Annotated in this window: 16 protein-coding genes; 10 read left to right on the plus strand and 6 right to left on the minus strand. The window is 57.8% G+C overall.

Features of this window, described 5'->3' with window-relative positions:
- Positions 1-14: 14 nt before the first annotated feature.
- Positions 15-1,613, minus strand: a complete 1,599-nt coding sequence (locus PHA01_RS19995; protein ID WP_271898121.1) for an FAD-dependent oxidoreductase — start codon at positions 1,611-1,613, stop codon at positions 15-17.
- A gap of 306 nt (positions 1,614-1,919) precedes the next feature.
- Here PHA01_RS19995 and PHA01_RS20000 point away from each other — a divergent pair, with 306 nt between their 5' ends.
- The 4 genes from PHA01_RS20000 to PHA01_RS20015 are packed head-to-tail and all read left to right on the plus strand — an operon-like array spanning position 1,920 to position 7,308.
- On the plus strand, positions 1,920-2,663 hold the full coding sequence (locus PHA01_RS20000; protein ID WP_112530575.1) for a Tll0287-like domain-containing protein: 744 nt from the start codon (positions 1,920-1,922) through the stop codon (positions 2,661-2,663).
- On the plus strand, positions 2,660-5,374 hold the full coding sequence (locus tag PHA01_RS20005; RefSeq protein ID WP_271898122.1) for an ATP-binding response regulator: 2,715 nt from the start codon (positions 2,660-2,662) through the stop codon (positions 5,372-5,374). The genes PHA01_RS20000 and PHA01_RS20005 overlap by 4 nt, the downstream gene beginning before the upstream one ends.
- An 11-nt stretch (positions 5,375-5,385) precedes the next feature.
- Positions 5,386-5,751 (plus strand): response regulator, encoded by a 366-nt coding sequence (locus tag PHA01_RS20010; RefSeq protein ID WP_112530571.1) that lies wholly within the window; start codon positions 5,386-5,388, stop codon positions 5,749-5,751.
- 6 nt (positions 5,752-5,757) lie between these two features.
- Positions 5,758-7,308 (plus strand): adenylate/guanylate cyclase domain-containing protein, encoded by a 1,551-nt coding sequence (locus PHA01_RS20015; RefSeq protein WP_271898123.1) that lies wholly within the window; start codon positions 5,758-5,760, stop codon positions 7,306-7,308.
- A gap of 24 nt (positions 7,309-7,332) precedes the next feature.
- On the opposite strand, the gene PHA01_RS20020 is transcribed toward PHA01_RS20015, so the two are convergent.
- Positions 7,333-8,229: a LysR family transcriptional regulator gene (locus tag PHA01_RS20020; protein ID WP_271898124.1), complete on the minus strand. Its 897-nt coding sequence runs from the start codon at positions 8,227-8,229 to the stop codon at positions 7,333-7,335.
- Between the two features lie 112 nt (positions 8,230-8,341).
- On the opposite strand from PHA01_RS20020, the gene PHA01_RS20025 reads away from it, so the two are divergent.
- Positions 8,342-8,962 carry a pyridoxamine 5'-phosphate oxidase family protein gene (locus PHA01_RS20025; protein WP_271898125.1) on the plus strand — a complete coding sequence of 207 codons (621 nt, stop codon included), beginning with the start codon at positions 8,342-8,344 and terminating at the stop codon, positions 8,960-8,962.
- A gap of 10 nt (positions 8,963-8,972) precedes the next feature.
- Here the strand turns inward: PHA01_RS20025 and PHA01_RS20030 are convergent, their stop codons facing one another.
- Entirely contained in the window at positions 8,973-9,233 is a 261-nt protein-coding gene (locus PHA01_RS20030; RefSeq protein WP_271898126.1) for a hypothetical protein, read from the minus strand.
- A gap of 137 nt (positions 9,234-9,370) precedes the next feature.
- Positions 9,371-9,727 (minus strand): DUF982 domain-containing protein, encoded by a 357-nt coding sequence (locus tag PHA01_RS20035; RefSeq protein WP_334312043.1) that lies wholly within the window; start codon positions 9,725-9,727, stop codon positions 9,371-9,373.
- Positions 9,728-9,844: 117 nt separating this feature from the next.
- Between PHA01_RS20035 and PHA01_RS20040 the strand changes: the two genes are divergently transcribed.
- Positions 9,845-10,504 carry a peroxiredoxin gene (locus PHA01_RS20040; RefSeq protein WP_112530554.1) on the plus strand — a complete coding sequence of 220 codons (660 nt, stop codon included), beginning with the start codon at positions 9,845-9,847 and terminating at the stop codon, positions 10,502-10,504.
- 58 nt (positions 10,505-10,562) lie between these two features.
- Here PHA01_RS20040 and PHA01_RS20045 read toward each other — a convergent pair whose 3' ends face one another.
- Positions 10,563-11,141, minus strand: coding sequence for a transglycosylase SLT domain-containing protein (locus tag PHA01_RS20045; protein WP_271898127.1), 579 nt, complete (start codon positions 11,139-11,141; stop codon positions 10,563-10,565).
- A 211-nt stretch (positions 11,142-11,352) separates the two neighbouring features.
- Between PHA01_RS20045 and PHA01_RS20050 the strand changes: the two genes are divergently transcribed.
- Positions 11,353-12,180 carry an alpha/beta fold hydrolase gene (locus tag PHA01_RS20050; protein ID WP_271898128.1) on the plus strand — a complete coding sequence of 276 codons (828 nt, stop codon included), beginning with the start codon at positions 11,353-11,355 and terminating at the stop codon, positions 12,178-12,180.
- 40 nt (positions 12,181-12,220) lie between these two features.
- Here PHA01_RS20050 and PHA01_RS20055 read toward each other — a convergent pair whose 3' ends face one another.
- Positions 12,221-12,967, minus strand: a complete 747-nt coding sequence (locus tag PHA01_RS20055) for an isochorismatase family protein (RefSeq protein ID WP_271898129.1) — start codon at positions 12,965-12,967, stop codon at positions 12,221-12,223.
- 234 nt (positions 12,968-13,201) lie between these two features.
- Between PHA01_RS20055 and PHA01_RS20060 the strand changes: the two genes are divergently transcribed.
- The 3 genes from PHA01_RS20060 to PHA01_RS20070 are packed head-to-tail and all read left to right on the plus strand — an operon-like array spanning position 13,202 to position 15,817.
- Positions 13,202-14,197: an ABC transporter substrate-binding protein gene (locus tag PHA01_RS20060; RefSeq protein WP_162701944.1), complete on the plus strand. Its 996-nt coding sequence runs from the start codon at positions 13,202-13,204 to the stop codon at positions 14,195-14,197.
- 12 nt (positions 14,198-14,209) lie between these two features.
- The gene (locus PHA01_RS20065; RefSeq protein ID WP_271898130.1) at positions 14,210-14,971 is read left to right on the plus strand and encodes an ABC transporter ATP-binding protein; all 762 of its coding nucleotides are present in this window, start codon (positions 14,210-14,212) and stop codon (positions 14,969-14,971) included.
- A 9-nt stretch (positions 14,972-14,980) separates the two neighbouring features.
- Positions 14,981-15,817 (plus strand): ABC transporter permease, encoded by an 837-nt coding sequence (locus tag PHA01_RS20070; RefSeq protein ID WP_271898131.1) that lies wholly within the window; start codon positions 14,981-14,983, stop codon positions 15,815-15,817.
- The last annotated feature ends 66 nt before the right edge of the window (positions 15,818-15,883 follow it).

Here is a 15,883-nt window from a genome sequence, read left to right on the forward strand (position 1 = left end):
AGTCGGCGTAACCCTCAAACTCCAAGCATCATCGTAATGTGATCGGCAAGGCGCAAGGTCAGGGCGACGATCGTCAGCGTCGGCATATCATTGCCGCATGTCGGGAAGACCGAACTGCCGGCGACGTGCAAATTGTGCATACCATAGACTTTGCAATTCTGATCCACCACGCCAAGACGCGGGTCCACGTGCATGCGCGTCGTGCCCATATGATGATTGCAACCTATGATGGGATGCTGCTGTCCTTCGTCCTCCTGCTCCATATCGACACGCGCCATACCTGAACCTTCGAGCTGCTGCTTCATCAATCCCAGCATCCGCCGGTGCGTGCGTTTCTCGAGATCGCCCACCCGCCAGTTCAGTTCCGCCCGGTTCAGTCCGAGACTGTCGCGTTGCCGGGAGAGTGTGACACGGCTCTCGCGGTCCGGAACCGGTTCGACAACACTCTCGATCTGGAAATGATCCGATTTCGCCGCAAGCTTCAGCCTGCGATAGATCAAGGACGCCATCAGGTTGGGACTGCCACGCGCTACAGTGGCGAAGGTTCGCAGCTTGATGTCCCGGTAGTTTCTCCGTTGAATTGCACTGTAGAGTTCATGAAAGCGTTCGGTCACGTCGCTGTTTTCGCCTGCCCGGCACGCGCGGAAATAAGTTCGGCACTGGACCAGCTTTTCCTCCCGCTGCACGTGCTCGGCAAGACCGAAATGGGCGCTGGCGCTGGTGCCATCCACGGCAAGCTCGGGATTGTGATACGTGTGACGCGCATCGTAAAAACGGAACGCCGCCGCGGTGCTGGACGGCATCACCTGCCCTTGGCGGATGCGCGGGTGTTCCATGAAATAACGGCCCACCACATCGTGCTCGTTGCCAAGCCCAGCCGGCGCCACCTTGTTCGAAAGAAGCATGAGCCGGGCGTTCTCGACACCGCCTGCAGCCAGGATAGTCCGCTTTGCCCGGACGAAAAACGGCTTCTGCGCTGACGACACAACGTGGACACCCGTCACAACGGAAGCATCATCATTGGTGGCGATCTCGGTTACGTTGGCGTTGAGAAGCACCTTGGTCGTCCTGGCAGCGGCCAAAGAAGCGCGGTAGTCGCGTCCAAACCGCGTCGGAGGGCTGAACTTGCTGACGATCGTCTCGAGCGATCCATCGTTCAACTCCAGTAACTGAACCTGTTTGGGAGAAAGCTGCTCGCGCCAGAACTGCGGTTCAAAACTATGGTCATTGACCTTAACGAGATCGTTCGCACGGTGATAGTAGCGTTCCACTTCGGTGAGATCGATTGGCCAGCCGCTGTTTGGAACCCAATCCCTTCGCTCGAAATCGATGTCTATGAAGGGCCGTATCCATCCGCCCCAGCAATTGGAGCTGCCGCCCAGTTGCCGCGTCCTGGTGGCGTGAAGATCATAGTCAAGACCAACATTTTCGCTGCGATAGAGCGCTTGCGACTGAGCGTTGAACTTGAGTCCGCCGCCTTCAAGGACGCATGTTTCTATGCCGCGCCGCGCAAATTCCAAAGCAAGCGTTATACCTGCCACCCCGCCGCCGATAATGCAGATTTCCGTATGGAGTACAGATCCGCATGGAAGTTCTCTCGCATCGATAAACATACGCTTACAAGGCCCCCGTTACTCCTGGAGTACTCCTGTAATTATACCGTTAGAATTAGCCGGAGAAAAATGCACCACGGCGGGTGAAAGCCGTAGTCTCTTTGGTGGATACCCCCGTCCTTTGATTGCTTTTCTATGCTCCAAAGGTGGCGCAACCACGCACAGCCACGTCTGAACCACGTCACGGAATCGAGAACCGTTTGCCAGTTCGAATAGTGCTGCAAGGGACACCCCAATGGGGCGCTTTTGAATCTTTCCAGCGTCTGTTACACTCTTCCCATAATCAATAAAATATGGGGAACCACCATGCATCGCGGTCTGAGGTGCGGAGTTTTTCTAGCAGGGGTTGTATTTTGCGCTTTTGCAGGTGCGGTCGCCGCGGACGACAGCAATGACATCGCGACGGGAGAGAGGCTCGCGGCGTTCCTGCGTGCTGGTCGCACAGTGATTTCCGGCCACCAAAAACTGATCAACGACGCATCGATAGGCGACAAGCATCTGACGGGGCAACGTGTTGCTGACGAGACGCTTGAAATCTTCGCCAAGGGAAAACCTGCGCCAGAAGACAGTTTCGATGCGGACGACAAAAAGCTTTTTGATGCCCAGGTCGCTGCCTTGCGCGAAGTCGTCGATGAGCATCAGAAGATGATCGATGTAGAGGGCGTGGGTTTCAAAGGCTTTATCCCCGCCACGTTTGCCCGCCTCGTCAATGAACGCTTCGGGGAAAAAGTCGGAGATCAGGCAAAGATGAAGGTGACGGCTCCAAAGGAACTGGTGCGCAATCGCAAGGCCCTGCCCGACCAGTGGGAGCAGCAGGTCATCGAACAGAAATTCATGTCCGCCGATTGGCCAAAAGGCAAACCCTTCGTCGAAGAGGTTCCCATGAACGGCCGTCCTGCGTTTCGCATGCTCATTCCCGAATATTATTCCGCTTCGTGCCTCAGTTGCCACGGAACACCCAAGGGGGAGATGGATATCTCCGGCTATCCGAAAGAAGGCGGCGCAGAGGGCGATCTGGGCGGTGCAATGAGCATCACACTGTTCAAATGAGCGCTTTCAATGCCATTCGGTCCCGCATCGGCCGGCTCCTGGAACGGAAGATACCACTGCGCCTCGCCTGCCTTTCGGCGGCCCTGTTGGGCGCGCTTCTTCTCAGCGTCGCCTTCATGGCCCATGACCTTCTCGACAATCAACGGCGTGTGCAGGTGGCAAACGCGCGTTTTCACATGTTCAGCGAGGCCGCCAAGGCACACAGGCATTTTGGTGAGATGCGCTATTGGCTGACCGATCTGTCCGTGAGCCTGCTGACGCTGTCGGAGCGTCGCGCCGAAACCGCAAGAACTGCCCTCGACGCGGATTTGGCACGTATCAGGGAGTTTGCTCCCGACGCCGCCGATATGATTCAGAAGGGGGCAAAGTCCTATTACGATCAGGCAATGGAAGCTGTCGATGCCTACACCAACGACAACCGCGTCGTCGGCAATACCCGGCTGGCGGCAGCAAGAAATTATAGTGACGAAATAGACGGCGTCCTGACGGCGCTTGAAACACGCCTCGAAACTGAAGCCGATGGTGCGCGCGATATGGCCGTCACAACGATGCGCAACACATTTCACCGCGCAATGATTGCAGTCAGCGCGATCACAATCCTTGGCGCGATCATGACGTGGCTGGTGCTTCGGTCCATCCTTGTACCACTGGGGCGCGTCGATAGAGCCATGGCGCAGCTCACCGAGGGACGCGAGGATGTCGAGCTGCCTCCCGAGGGTCGCGACGAATTTGGCCGGCTCGCGACGACATTGCGTCTGTTGCGCGACGGGCAGGCAGAGCGGCGTGTGCTTGAAGCCGCTGCAGAGCACCAGCGCAACACTGTCCGGACCGCAATCGAAACCATTCCCGATGGCTTTGCCTTGTTCGACGCCGATGACAAGCTTGTCCTCGTGAACCAGCGCTATCTGGAGATTTTCCCCGAGACAGCGGACCTTATGACACCCGGAACCAGCTTCGAAGAAATCATGCGCGCGCAAGCGGAGCGTGGCCGGACCGAAATAGATCGTGCCGAGCGGGAGGCTTGGCTCAAGGAGGCAATGCGCCGCCAGCGGGACCCGCAGGGTACAATGGAACGACAGTTTGCCAACGGCACCTGGATACGCGTTGCCAAGCGCAAGACGCCGGAAGGCGGTACGGTCGCGGTCTATACCGATATCACTGATCTGAAGCACCGTCAGACGGAGCTTGAGGAAGCAAGGCGCGGCGCGGAAGTCGCCAGCCAGGAAAAGAGCCGTTTCCTCGCCTCGATGAGCCACGAACTGCGCACGCCGCTCAATGCGATCATTGGCTATAGCGAAATGTTGATGGAGGATGCCAGCGATTGGGATAAGCCCGGCTTTGTCGCCGATCTCGGCAAGATCATGGGATCGGGCCGTCACCTTCTCGCATTGATCAATGATGTGCTCGATCTTTCGAAGATCGAGGCGGGCAAGATGGAGCTCTATATCGAGCCTGTCAGCCTGAAACAGCTCCTGGTCGATGTCGAAAGCACCGTTGCTCCGCTGATCGCCAAAAAAGGCAATCGCCTGACGGTAACCGTATCGGTCGAGCCCGACGAAATCGAAACAGACAAGACCAAGCTGCGTCAAAACCTTTTCAATCTGCTCTCGAATGCCGCCAAATTTACCGAGAACGATGAGATCCGGCTGTCGGTCCGGCGCTATCAGGACGACGACAGAGGCGATCTGGTGGAATTCGCTGTCAGCGACAATGGTATCGGTATGACAAAGGAGCAACAGGCAAAGCTCTTCCAGGCGTTCGTACAGGTCGACGCATCCACCACGCGCAATTATGGCGGAACCGGCCTTGGTCTGGCGATCACCCAGCACTTCATCAAGATGATGGGCGGTGCGATCGAGGTGGAAAGCAAATTCGGCGAGGGCTCGACCTTCCGGTTCACAATACCGGCAAACGGCACCCTGCCCCTCGCTGAGGAAACCGCTCCGCAGGCGGAGCTGCCTGATAACGCGCGGCGCGGAACTGTTCTCGTCATCGACGACGAAGCGCGGGCGCGCAAGTTCATTTCTGACACTGTTCGCAGCGCGGGCTTCAACGTCATCGAAGCCGCCGGCGGCGAAGAGGGCATGGCCAAGATGCGCAAATCGCGCCCGGACGCGATCATTCTGGATGTTATCATGCCCGGTCAGGACGGCTGGTCGGTGCTGCGCGAGATCAAGTCGGACAAGGCGCTGCGCGATATCCCTGTAATCCTTGCAACCGTCGTCGCGGATCGGGAGATGGGGTTGGCCTTCGGTGCTGCGGGCCATCTGGTCAAGCCCATCGATCCGCGTCAACTCGTTGAAATGTTGAACGCTGTCGCGGGCGCCGGGCAGCATGACGTGCTCATTGTAGACGATGACCCGGCAACGCGGGAACTTTTTCGGCGGGTCCTCGTTCGTGAAGGCTGGCGGGTTCGCGAGGCCATCGATGGCCAGCGTGGGCTTGCGGAGCTTGAGGCAGGACGCCCCACGGTCATGGTCCTCGATTTGATGATGCCCAACATGGACGGTTTCGCGCTGCTTCGGGCTATTCAGGACCGGTCTGACCTCGTCGATATTCCCGTCGTCGTCGTCACATCGAAGGACCTTACTCGCGATGAACTGAATTGGCTCAATACGCGTGCGAGTGAAGTCGTCAGAAAGGGAACGAAAGGCCGCGCCGACCTGATCGCAGCCTTGAAGCGGCACGTGCCGCTCAGTGAAGATGCTTGAGGAGCTGGAATATGGTCAAGATTCTTCTCGTCGAAGACAATGAGATGAACCGCGACATGCTTTCGCGCCGGTTGGAGCGGCGGGGATATGAGGTGATCATCGCAACCGATGGCCTTGCCGGCGTCGAAGCCGCGGTGAGCAACAAGCCTGATCTTGTTCTTATGGACATGAGCCTGCCGGTCATCGACGGCTGGGAAGCTACGCGGCGGATCAAGGGAAATCCCGTCACGGCCGCCATTCCTGTTATCGCCCTCACCGCCCATGCCATGGCCGGGGACCGGGAAAAGGCCATGGAAGCCGGATGCGATGACTACGATACCAAACCAATTGAACTACCGGCGCTCCTCGACAAGATCGCCCGTCTGACCGGAGGTTGAGCGCCGGTGTCCGTTCCCAATGACATCGGCCGCCGCGCCTATATTGCCCGCCTTGTGCAGAAGATCGCCGATCCCGCACAGGCTATCCTTGGTTATCAGGAACTGGTGATCGAAGCGGTATTGGAAAACGGGCCCGCCGAAGCACTGCCCGATCTCGAGAAGGTGCTTGGCGCTGCTCGCGACCTGAACTTGCTTATCAAGCGGCTTTTGGAGATGGAAGCGTCGCAAACTGCCGGAATATTCACCGTCGATAGTGAATTGCGGCACGATTTGCGAACGCCGATGAACGCCATTCTCGGCTATTCGGAAATGGTCCTGGAGGATTTCTCGGATGTTCTCGCCGCAAGCATCGTTGATGATATTGCGAAGATCATCGAGGAAAGCCGGTTTTTGCTGGAGCAGATCGATGGAAGGCTCGATGTTTTCTCCGATGATCCCGATGAAAAGCCGACAGACCATATTGACGTCACCATAGCAGCCGATCTCGCGCGGACCATTGCCGCCCGCGTGGCTCCCTCGTCGGACGAAACGGGCCGTATCCTCGTCGTTGACGACACCGCCTCTAACCGCGATCTTCTGAACCGGCGCCTCACGCGCGACGGCCATCTCGTCACTGTCGCCAGTTCCGGCGAAGAAGCGCTGCGCATCCTGGAGACGCAGGAATTCGATTTGGCCCTGGCCGATATCCTGATGCCCGACATGAACGGCATTGAACTCCTCAGCCGGCTCAAATCGCACGAACGCCTGCGCGAGATACCCGTCATCATGATTTCGGGCCTGAAAGACGATGACGCCATTATCCGTTGCATAGAGGCAGGAGCCGAGGATTATCTGCACAAGCCGATCGATCCGGTGCTGTTGCGCGCACGCATAACCGCCTGTCTTGAACGCAGCCGTTGGCGCGAGCGCGAAAGGCGCTATCTGGCGCAGATCGAATTCGAGAAGGAGCGCGCCGATACGCTCCTTGACGCAATTTTGCCGAGACAGGTGGTGAAGCGGCTCGCCGACGGGGAAAAAGTGATCGCCGATCGCATCGATATGGCGACGATCGTCTTCGCAGATATCGTCAATTTCACGGAATTCGCGGCGCGCACCCCACCTATCACACTGGTTCAGAGACTTGGAGAGCTGTTTTCGCGCTTCGACGAATTGGCGGATCAGCACGGTATCGAGAAGATCAAGACCATCGGTGACGCCTATATGGCGGCGGCCGGGTTGCCCGACCCGCGTCCGGACCATGCCCAGGCAGCCGTGGCGTTTGCAAGGGCCATGCTGGCCGAGACGTACCAGATGACAGGTGAGCGTCGGCTCAGCCTGCGAATTGGAATAAACTCCGGCCCTGTAATCGCCGGTCTGATTGGTCGAAAACGCTTTGTCTACGATGTCTGGGGACACACGGTGAACGTTGCCAGCCGCATGGAATCCTGCGGGACGCCGGGACGTATCCAGATCTCTCAAAGCACTTTCGACGCGCTCGGCCCGGACTTCGGCGAGTGCCATCGGGAGATCCGGGATATTCATGGGATTGGCAAGTATCCGACGTACCTGCTTTTATGATCTGGCCATCGTCTTGCCCAACATCTACTCCGCCAAGGCCACCCTCAGCCTAGGCACGGCGAAATCCATAAACGCCCGCAGTTTCAGCGGCATCAACCCCTGTCCTACGTAGATCAGGCTCACCGGCCACGGCTCCGGTTCGAAGGTCTCGAGCACGATCTGCAATTCGCCTGCCGCCAGAGCGCGGGTGGCCTGGTAGGACAGAAGTCGCGTCACGCCGAGACCCGCAACCGCCGCATCGATTGCCGCGTCGGCTGTGCTGACGCTCAGTCGGGAGTGGACCGGCACGGTGACCTCCTTCCTACCATCCATGAAAGTCCAGCTTCGTGGCGAATTCAGTCCCTCGAACGTGATGCACTCATGGCCAACAAGACCCTCGGGGCGCTCGGGCACACCACGTTGCGCAAGATAGGCCGGGCTCGCATAGGCCGCACGGCGGATCCAGCCGACCCTGGTCGCGACAAGATTGCTGTCCGGCAGATTGCCAATGCGCAGTGCGAGATCGATATGGTCTTCCACCAGATTGACCTGACGGTCGCTGAGACTGAGCCTCAAATTGATTTCCGGATAAATCTTGAGGAATTCGATCACGACGGGAAGCACGTGAAGCCGGCCAAATACCACCGGCGCGCTCATTGCCAGATCACCCCTCGGCGTTGTGTATTCGCCCGCTGCAGTGCGTTCCGCCTCATCGACCTGCTCCAGAATGGCCTTGCTCGCCTCGACATAGGCGCGGCCTGCATCGGTCAGCGAGACATGGCGGCTCGAACGGATAAGCAAACGCGTCTTCAGATGCGCCTCAAGGTCGGAGATTTTGCGACTGACCGTGGCAAGCGGAATCCCAAGGCGGCGCGAAGCGGCGGATAGGCTTTCTGCCTCTATAACAGCAAGAAGCACGGCCATTGCATCCAGACGATCCATTCAAACCTTCCACTTTTCGGAATGAAAACTCCAATAACCGATGTCTACAGCAATTTCATGGAAGAAACTATGTTACGCGTTCACGTATCTGAATCCCTCCGAGGAGTTGGTCATGTCATCCGGACACGCCTTTTCCAGCGACGTCGCTTTCACGCCGACCGTCAAAGCGATCCAGACCCGCAAGGGGTCTCGCCATGGCTATGAGAGCATGGAGCAGCGTGGCTCGTGGCAAACGCGTATTACGCCAGACCTGGCGGATTTCATCCGCAACCAGACCAGTATTTTCTTCGGCACCGCGAATGACGAGGGTCAGCCTTATATTCAGCACCGCGGCGGCCCGCCCGGCTTTCTGCGCGTCATCGACGATACGACCATCGCGTTCGCGGATTTTGCCGGCAATCGGCAGTACATAACCTCCGGTAATCTCGCGGATAACTCCAAGGCGTTCCTGTTTCTCATCGACTACCGCAATCGCCAGCGGGTGAAACTATGGGGCGAAGCGCGAACTGTCGAAGACGACCCAGATCTCATGCAAAAACTGATGCCGGAGGGCTATCGCGCACGGCCTGAGCAAACGATCTTGTTCACAGTTACTGCGTGGGACATGAACTGCCCGCAGCACATTCCCATGCGTTTCGAGGCCAGCGACGTGGCCGCATTGTTGGCCGAGCGCGACGAGCGTATCAAGGCGCTCGAAGCGGAACTCGCCCGCTTGCGGAACCCGGCGCTCTAAGGTTTGGGTCCTAGTTGTAAGACGCCGGATTACCCGTCTTCAAGCACTCGATCCGGCTTGCCAGGAGTGACGAGAATTGCGAATTCCCGACCCTCGAACCAATCTCGGCGATTTCGTCGAAGTCGACGTCGAGCAACAAGCCGCGTGCACTCAGCAAGGACATCACGCCTGTGACGAGCGTGCGTTCTACCGCATAGTCCATATTGAGTTGTGCTATTTCGTCTGACTGTTCTTTGAGAATGCTAAAAAGCTGCCCCAGTTTTTCGTTCATTATTCGGTGCCCACCACGTAACCCCTGCCTGAATCATTCCAAGATTCTTGACGGAAACGTAATAGACCGTAAGAGCTATTTTATCGTCAGTTTGCTAACCAATGTGATTTAGGGCCTCGGGCGACGGGCCATTTTGTTCACAGTCCCGGGATCATGGTGCTGGCAATGCTTCCTTCGACATAGATATCCGCTTCCTTGGCTGCCTCGATGAACATGGACCGCGCCATGTCGCCGGTCGCACTTCCGTCCATGGCTTCAAGACACGCCAGTTGTGCGAGACCATGCAGTCGTCCGCGTTTGCCGGGCCATTCGTTCAAGAGAAATTCTGCAGCCTCCGCGACGGAGGCTATCGTGCGAAGCCTATCGGGAAAAAGCGACTCTACTGTTACAGATCTGAAGTGAACGTTTTCCATGGTGCTAGAACGCAAGGGCTCAAATTTAGGTTCCCGTTTCAAAACTTGCATCCTTGTAGCTAGTTGAACTTCGCCGTGCATTGCCTGTTTACTTCGGCGACCATGTGCTACGTTCGCTGAAATCAAATTGGATACATTCGCCTGGTTCGCGCGGCGAATAGGCGAAGACCTTCAAATCACGACCAAGGGAGAAACGCGATGGGCCTTCGCATTAATGACACTGCACCGGATTTCACTGCTGAAACCACGCAGGGCGAAATCCATTTCCACGACTGGATCGGCGGTAGCTATGCCGTGTTGTTCAGTCATCCGAAGAATTTCACGCCAGTCTGCACGACCGAGCTTGGCTACATGGCCGGACTTGCTCCGGAGTTCGCCAAACGCAATGCCAAGATCATCGGCATTTCGGTCGATCCTGTCGAAAACCACGACAAGTGGAAGGCGGATATCAAGACGGCAACTGGGCATGAGGTCGACTACCCCCTCATCGGCGACAGGGATCTGAAGGTCGCGAAACTGTATGACATGCTGCCCGCGGAAGCCGGCGATACGTCCGAGGGCCGCACACCCGCCGACAACGCCACCGTACGCTCCGTCTTCGTCATTGGTCCGGACAAGAAGGTGAAGATGACCCTCACCTATCCGATGACCACGGGCCGTAACTTCGACGAGATCCTGCGCGCAATCGACAGCATCCAGCTCACCGCGAAACACCAGGTTGCGACACCGGCCCAGTGGAAGCAGGGTGAGGATGTCATCATCACCGCAGCGGTTTCGGATGAGGACGCGAACCAGCGTTTCGGCGGCTTCGAGCGTGTGTTGCCCTACTTGCGCAAGACCAAGCAGCCAAGCGCCTGAACGATACGACATGAAACCCGCCCTGACCGGCGGGTTTCATTTTTCTATCACGTTGTTCCTATTGTAATCCGCAACTCGCTAGCTGCGCGGCATAGGTACCAGCCACAGTGGCAGTCCGCCGCGCGGTTCGATCGATGCCCGGCTTGCTCCGCCACGTTCCACGCGCATAGTCATTCGGCCCTGCATAGTAAGCGGCGTAGAGATTATAGGCATCGTTGAGCGGAATGCCGTTCAGCAGATGGCTTCTTGCGTGGTACCATCCAATGAAACGCACGGCGTCGCTGAAATCCGTTCGCCGGGCTGTCCAGCGTCCGGTTTCCCTCTGATAGTCTGCCCAGGTCCCATCCAGAGCCTGCGAATACCCATATGCGGTGGATGGCCGTGACCATGGAATAAAGCCGAACAATTTTGTACGCGGCGGCTTGACCCGGGCCTGATAGCCGGATTCCGTATAGATCGTCGCCATGAGGATGGGAACCGGCACGCCATATTCCGTCTCGACGCTCTTGGCCTGCTTGTACCAATTGTTGAAGAAGCCGTCTCTCTGATCGAACACGGCACAGACATTGCTGGTCTGGGTTGGCGCTGTGGCGCAGCCTGTGAGCAACAACAACGCGATGAACATGATGCGGCGCATGGGCGAGTCCTTGGTCTAGATCCCTTCACCTATTCCGCAATTCCTAACGACTGGTTACCGGTTAATTGATTCGTAATCTCCTCCTTAAAATTTGATTAAAGATCGATTTGGCACTGCGCGGCTTCGCCTCTTGACCCGTCAATTAATACCGTCATACAATACTACGATGCGCGACAAACATCTCCATCCATGCTGAAGCGGAACAATTACCATGAGCGATTTGATGCCCACTCAAACGATAGGCTTTGCGGAAACCCGCGACGGGATAAGGCTTTCCTATCGCATCGTCCCGGGGAACGGCGAAGGCCGCTGCGTTCTCATTCATTCGCTGGCCATGGACAAGTTTTTCTGGGAGCCAACCGCGGCGGCACTCGCCGGTGCATCCGAGGTTCTCATTTATGACTGCCGCGGTCACGGCGTTTCCGGCAAACCGGCAGGCCCCTACAGCACTGCGCAATTCGCCGATGATCTCGCCGATCTCATGAACCATGTCGGCTGGTCATCGGCCGTCGTCGCCGGTGCGTCGATGGGTGGCTGCATCGCCCTTGCCTTTGCCGCAGCCTATCCTGAGCGTGTCAACGCTCTTGGTCTCTTCGACACCACGGCCTGGTACGGAGAAAATGCTCCCGCAGCCTGGGCTGAACGCGCTGAAAAAGCCAGGAACGAAGGCCTGAAGGCGCTTGTCGGTTTCCAGAAGACGCGCTGGTTCAGCGATGGCTTTCACGAGGCAAATCCGGACGTGGTGGAAGCCGCTGTCTCGACCTTCCTCGCCAATGAAATCGACGCCTATGTCGCGACCTGCAACATGCTCGGTGCAGCCGACCTGCGCGAAGCATTGCCGAAGTTTGACTTCCCTTGCCGCGTTCTTGTCGGAACCGAGGATTATGCGACGCCGCCGGAAATGGCGCGTGTGCTCGCAGATAACATTCCCGGCGCTACGCTGACGATCCTCGAGGGCGCCCGCCATTTTACCCCGCTGGAAGTACCGGCCATCATCGCCGGCAATCTGCAGCTGCTGATCGAGGCCGCCAAGGCCTGAGGGGATATAAAGGACGGCGCGATCACTCGCGCCGTCTGACTTATTCCGCCGCCTTTTGGCTGGCACCACGCGGCAGATTGTACATGCCGCGCGGCAGTCGTGACAGAAATTCGATGACTTCGCTGCTGTCGATGACATCTGCATACTTGGCGTTCATGTCGCACAGCGTCATGGCGTGGCTCGCCTCGGAACGCTCAAAGCACCCGTCTTCGACCATCGTCACCCGTAGATTATAGCTGAAGGCATCGACCACCGTCGCGCGCACACAGCCGCTGGTTGCGGTTCCAGCAACGATGACACTGTCACAGCCGAGCAGCGTCAAATAGCTGATGAGGTTGGTACCGTGGAAAGCGCTGGGCTTCTGCTTGTAGATGACAACGTCGCTCGGTTCGGGCGCGATCTGCGGCATGATCTCGTTGCCGTCACGATTGCTGCCGCCAGGTTTTTCACCGCTGCGTTCATTCTTCCAGGCCCAGCTGCCCGCGTCCCAATTGTCGGAGCGTCGCACTCCGGTCGTATAGATCACCGGGACTTCGCGGTCGCGGGCTGTTCCAATCAGGTTCTGCAGAACAGGCAGGGCATCCCAGGCGGCTTCGCCACCCGACTGGCGCCAGCGTTTGACCGATTCAAGCAGCGGCTCCCGCTTGTCGCCGCAGAACGCGTAGTTGACGTCGACGATCAGCAGCGCCGGTCGCTTGCCAAAGCCTGCCCGCGCGCCATATCCGGCTAGCTTGAACACTTCCTTGTCGCGCTCCGTCAGGAATTTGTCCCAAATTCGCTCTGCCATTGTGTCTATCCTCCATCCTCTGAAAATCACCGGAAAACCATGCCATGGCGTCGCCGATCGGATGAAAACACGCTTCCGTGTACCCTCCTTCCGACAAAAAGATGCCTTGGCGACTTGACTTCTCCCACAAATTTGTTTGTATGGCAAACATACATTATAACAGAATGACAAGAGAAATTAAGCCAACTGCATTTGCGTGAATGCCCGGCACGGGCGCCCTTGGAGGAGGAACTCATGATTCACAAGTCTCTTAAAACCCGTTTTGCCTGCGCTTTCGCCGGTGTGATCCTTGCGTCAACCGCAATGACGTCGATAGCCAGCGCTCAAGAGGCGTGGCGCCACGGCATCGTTGAAGCCAAGGGCGATTCCGGTTTCCTCTTTCAAGCTGCAGAAGGCGGCTTCGATGACAAGCACGGCATCAACATCGACATGGTGCAATTCACCGGTGGTCCAACTGCGTTGAAGGCGCTCATCGCCGGCGATCTCGACAGTTTCGAGGCGAGCCCCGTTATCGCGCTCTCCGCATTGCATCAGGGCGCCGACGTCAAGATCATCGGCTGCGACTGGCCCGGCATGACCTATACGGTCTTTTCCGGTAAAGACATCGCGAGTGCGGCTGATCTCAAAGGCAAGACGGTCGGCGTTTCTGCGCCTGGCTCGCTTCCCGATATTTTCACCCGCCTCGCGCTTGAAGCGTCCGGCCTTGCCAATACGGACGTAACGTTTGCCAATGCCGGCGGCAGCGCCGATCGCGTCAAGGCAGTTGGCGGCGGCGTCGTTGCTGCTGCTGCCAGCTCAAGCGAATTTGCCGTCGATGCAGACGCCTTGAACGTCAAGCCGCTTTTGAAGGGTGTCGAGGTTACACCGCAGTTCCTCAAGGTGTGCATCATGACCACCGGCAAGAAGATCGCCGAGCGCCGCGAAGCGATGACCAATTTCCTCGCCGCCGAGATGGAAGGCCTCGCTCATGCGATTGCCAACAAGGACGCAATGCTCGAGGTTGCACGCAAGGTCGGTCACCTGCCCGAGGACGACAAGACCGCCGAGTTCATTTACAATGAAGCTATCGAATACAAGGCGATCAATGCGGATCTGGCCATCCCCTTGGACAAGCTGCAGTGGGTTGACGATGAGATGGTCAAGCTCAAGTTCCTCGACGGCAACGCCGATACCAAGAAGTTCGTCGATGACAGCGTGCGCACCGAGGCTCTCGCACGCGTCAAGAAATAACTGGAAAAGAATATGGCCCATCTGGAAGTACAGAACATCACCAAGTCCTTTGGCACGCATCATGCCCTGGACGGTGTCTCCTTCAATGTCGAAAAGGGTGACGTCGTTGCCCTGATCGGCCCAAGCGGATGCGGCAAGACGACCGCCCTGCGCATTATCATGGGCCTTGAGACAGCCACGTCCGGGCAGGTCAAAGTCGCCGGGCGTCCTGTCTCCGGCTGTGGTCACGACCGCGGCATGGTGTTCCAGCATGCCGAATTGCTGCCTTGGCGCAATACGCTCAGCAATATCGGCTATGGGCTGGAGATGAAGGGCATGAAGGAGCCTGAACTTTCCCGGACGGCCATGCATTATCTGGAACTGGTCGGTCTGACCCTGGCAAAGGACAGACGCCCTCACCAGCTTTCCGGCGGCATGAAACAGCGCGTGGGTATTGCTCGCGCGCTGGCGATCGATCCCGAAGTCCTTCTGATGGACGAGCCTTTCGGCGCGCTGGATTCACAAACGCGTGAGGGGCTTCATGGCGAACTGCTTTCCATCCATGCCAAGACCCAGAAGACGATCATTTTCGTGACCCATGATCTCGACGAAGCGGTGATGCTCGCAGACCGCGTTGCGGTCATGCATGGCGGCAAGATAAGCCAGATCATTCCGATCGAACTGGAGCGCCCGCGCCTCGATATGCGCGCCATCCGCACTTCGGCGGAATATTCCAAGAAACGCACGCTGATCTGGGAAGCCCTGCACGATGCGGGCGTTTCGGCTGCAGCCTAAGGAAAGACTATGACGACAGACGCAGAAATACAGGCGCCAGCCCGCGTGGAGCGCCGCACAGGTCAGGCAAGCTGGACAACCACTGTACCGGCGTGGGTGATCACCACCATATCGGTCGCCGTAGCGACTGGTCTCTGGGAGTTCTTCGGCCGCGACGTCAACCCGTTGCTTGGCACCTACCCCAGCGCCATCATCAAGGCATTCTTCTCGATGCTGCAGACCGGCCGCCTGCAGGACGCGCTCATTCAAAGCAGCCAGCCATTCATCGTTGGTTATATCGTCGCTGCGATCGTCGGTATCCCGGTCGGTCTTCTCCTCGGCCGATACCGCATTCTCGAGTCCGCCCTGGGCATCTATGTCACCGCTGGCTATGCCACCCCGCTGATTGCCCTTGTTCCCTTGCTGATCCTGTGGTTCGGTCTTGGCTTCATGGTCAAGGCCGTTGTGGTTTTCCTCCTCTCCTTCTTCCCGATCTGCATCAACACGTGGTTCGGTGTGAAGGCCGTGCCGAAAACCATGATCGAGGTCGGCACCGCCTTCTGCGCCTCGCAGACGGCCATCATGCGCGGCATCATTCTGCCGGCAACAATCCCTTACATCATGGCAGGTCTGCGTCTCGGTATCGGCAAGGCGGTCATCGGTATCGTCATCGCCGAGTTCCTCACCGCGATCTCCGGCCTCGGCGGCATCATCATCACTTCGGCCAATAGTTTCCGCACCGCAGAGATGTTCGTGCCCGTCATTCTGATCATGGTGCTCGCCGTGGCCTTGACCGCGCTGGTCGGATGGCTGGAAAAATACGTTGCCCCGTGGCAGAGCGAAATCACCGGCCACGACAGCGTCTGAAACGACAAGGTCCATCGCTTATTGAAGAATCCGCTGCGGGCAACCGCGGCGGTTCTTTTTGCTTTG

Source organism: Candidatus Phyllobacterium onerii (assembly GCF_028331445.1).
Lineage (GTDB): Bacteria > Pseudomonadota > Alphaproteobacteria > Rhizobiales > Rhizobiaceae > Phyllobacterium > Phyllobacterium onerii.

Excerpts from the sequence above, each read along its gene's own strand:
- PHA01_RS19995 (WP_271898121.1), bottom strand. The coding sequence starts at position 1,613 with ATGTTTATCGATGCGAGAGAACTTCCATGCGGATCTGTACTCCATACG.
- PHA01_RS20000 (WP_112530575.1), top strand. The coding sequence starts at position 1,920 with ATGCATCGCGGTCTGAGGTGCGGAGTTTTTCTAGCAGGGGTTGTATTT.
- PHA01_RS20005 (WP_271898122.1), top strand. The coding sequence starts at position 2,660 with ATGAGCGCTTTCAATGCCATTCGGTCCCGCATCGGCCGGCTCCTGGAA.
- PHA01_RS20010 (WP_112530571.1), top strand. The coding sequence starts at position 5,386 with ATGGTCAAGATTCTTCTCGTCGAAGACAATGAGATGAACCGCGACATG.
- PHA01_RS20020 (WP_271898124.1), bottom strand. The coding sequence starts at position 8,229 with ATGGATCGTCTGGATGCAATGGCCGTGCTTCTTGCTGTTATAGAGGCA.
- PHA01_RS20025 (WP_271898125.1), top strand. The coding sequence starts at position 8,342 with ATGTCATCCGGACACGCCTTTTCCAGCGACGTCGCTTTCACGCCGACC.
- PHA01_RS20030 (WP_271898126.1), bottom strand. The coding sequence starts at position 9,233 with ATGAACGAAAAACTGGGGCAGCTTTTTAGCATTCTCAAAGAACAGTCA.
- PHA01_RS20035 (WP_334312043.1), bottom strand. The coding sequence starts at position 9,727 with ATGCACGGCGAAGTTCAACTAGCTACAAGGATGCAAGTTTTGAAACGG.
- PHA01_RS20040 (WP_112530554.1), top strand. The coding sequence starts at position 9,845 with ATGGGCCTTCGCATTAATGACACTGCACCGGATTTCACTGCTGAAACC.
- PHA01_RS20045 (WP_271898127.1), bottom strand. The coding sequence starts at position 11,141 with ATGCGCCGCATCATGTTCATCGCGTTGTTGTTGCTCACAGGCTGCGCC.
- PHA01_RS20050 (WP_271898128.1), top strand. The coding sequence starts at position 11,353 with ATGAGCGATTTGATGCCCACTCAAACGATAGGCTTTGCGGAAACCCGC.
- PHA01_RS20055 (WP_271898129.1), bottom strand. The coding sequence starts at position 12,967 with ATGGCAGAGCGAATTTGGGACAAATTCCTGACGGAGCGCGACAAGGAA.
- PHA01_RS20060 (WP_162701944.1), top strand. The coding sequence starts at position 13,202 with ATGATTCACAAGTCTCTTAAAACCCGTTTTGCCTGCGCTTTCGCCGGT.
- PHA01_RS20065 (WP_271898130.1), top strand. The coding sequence starts at position 14,210 with ATGGCCCATCTGGAAGTACAGAACATCACCAAGTCCTTTGGCACGCAT.
- PHA01_RS20070 (WP_271898131.1), top strand. The coding sequence starts at position 14,981 with ATGACGACAGACGCAGAAATACAGGCGCCAGCCCGCGTGGAGCGCCGC.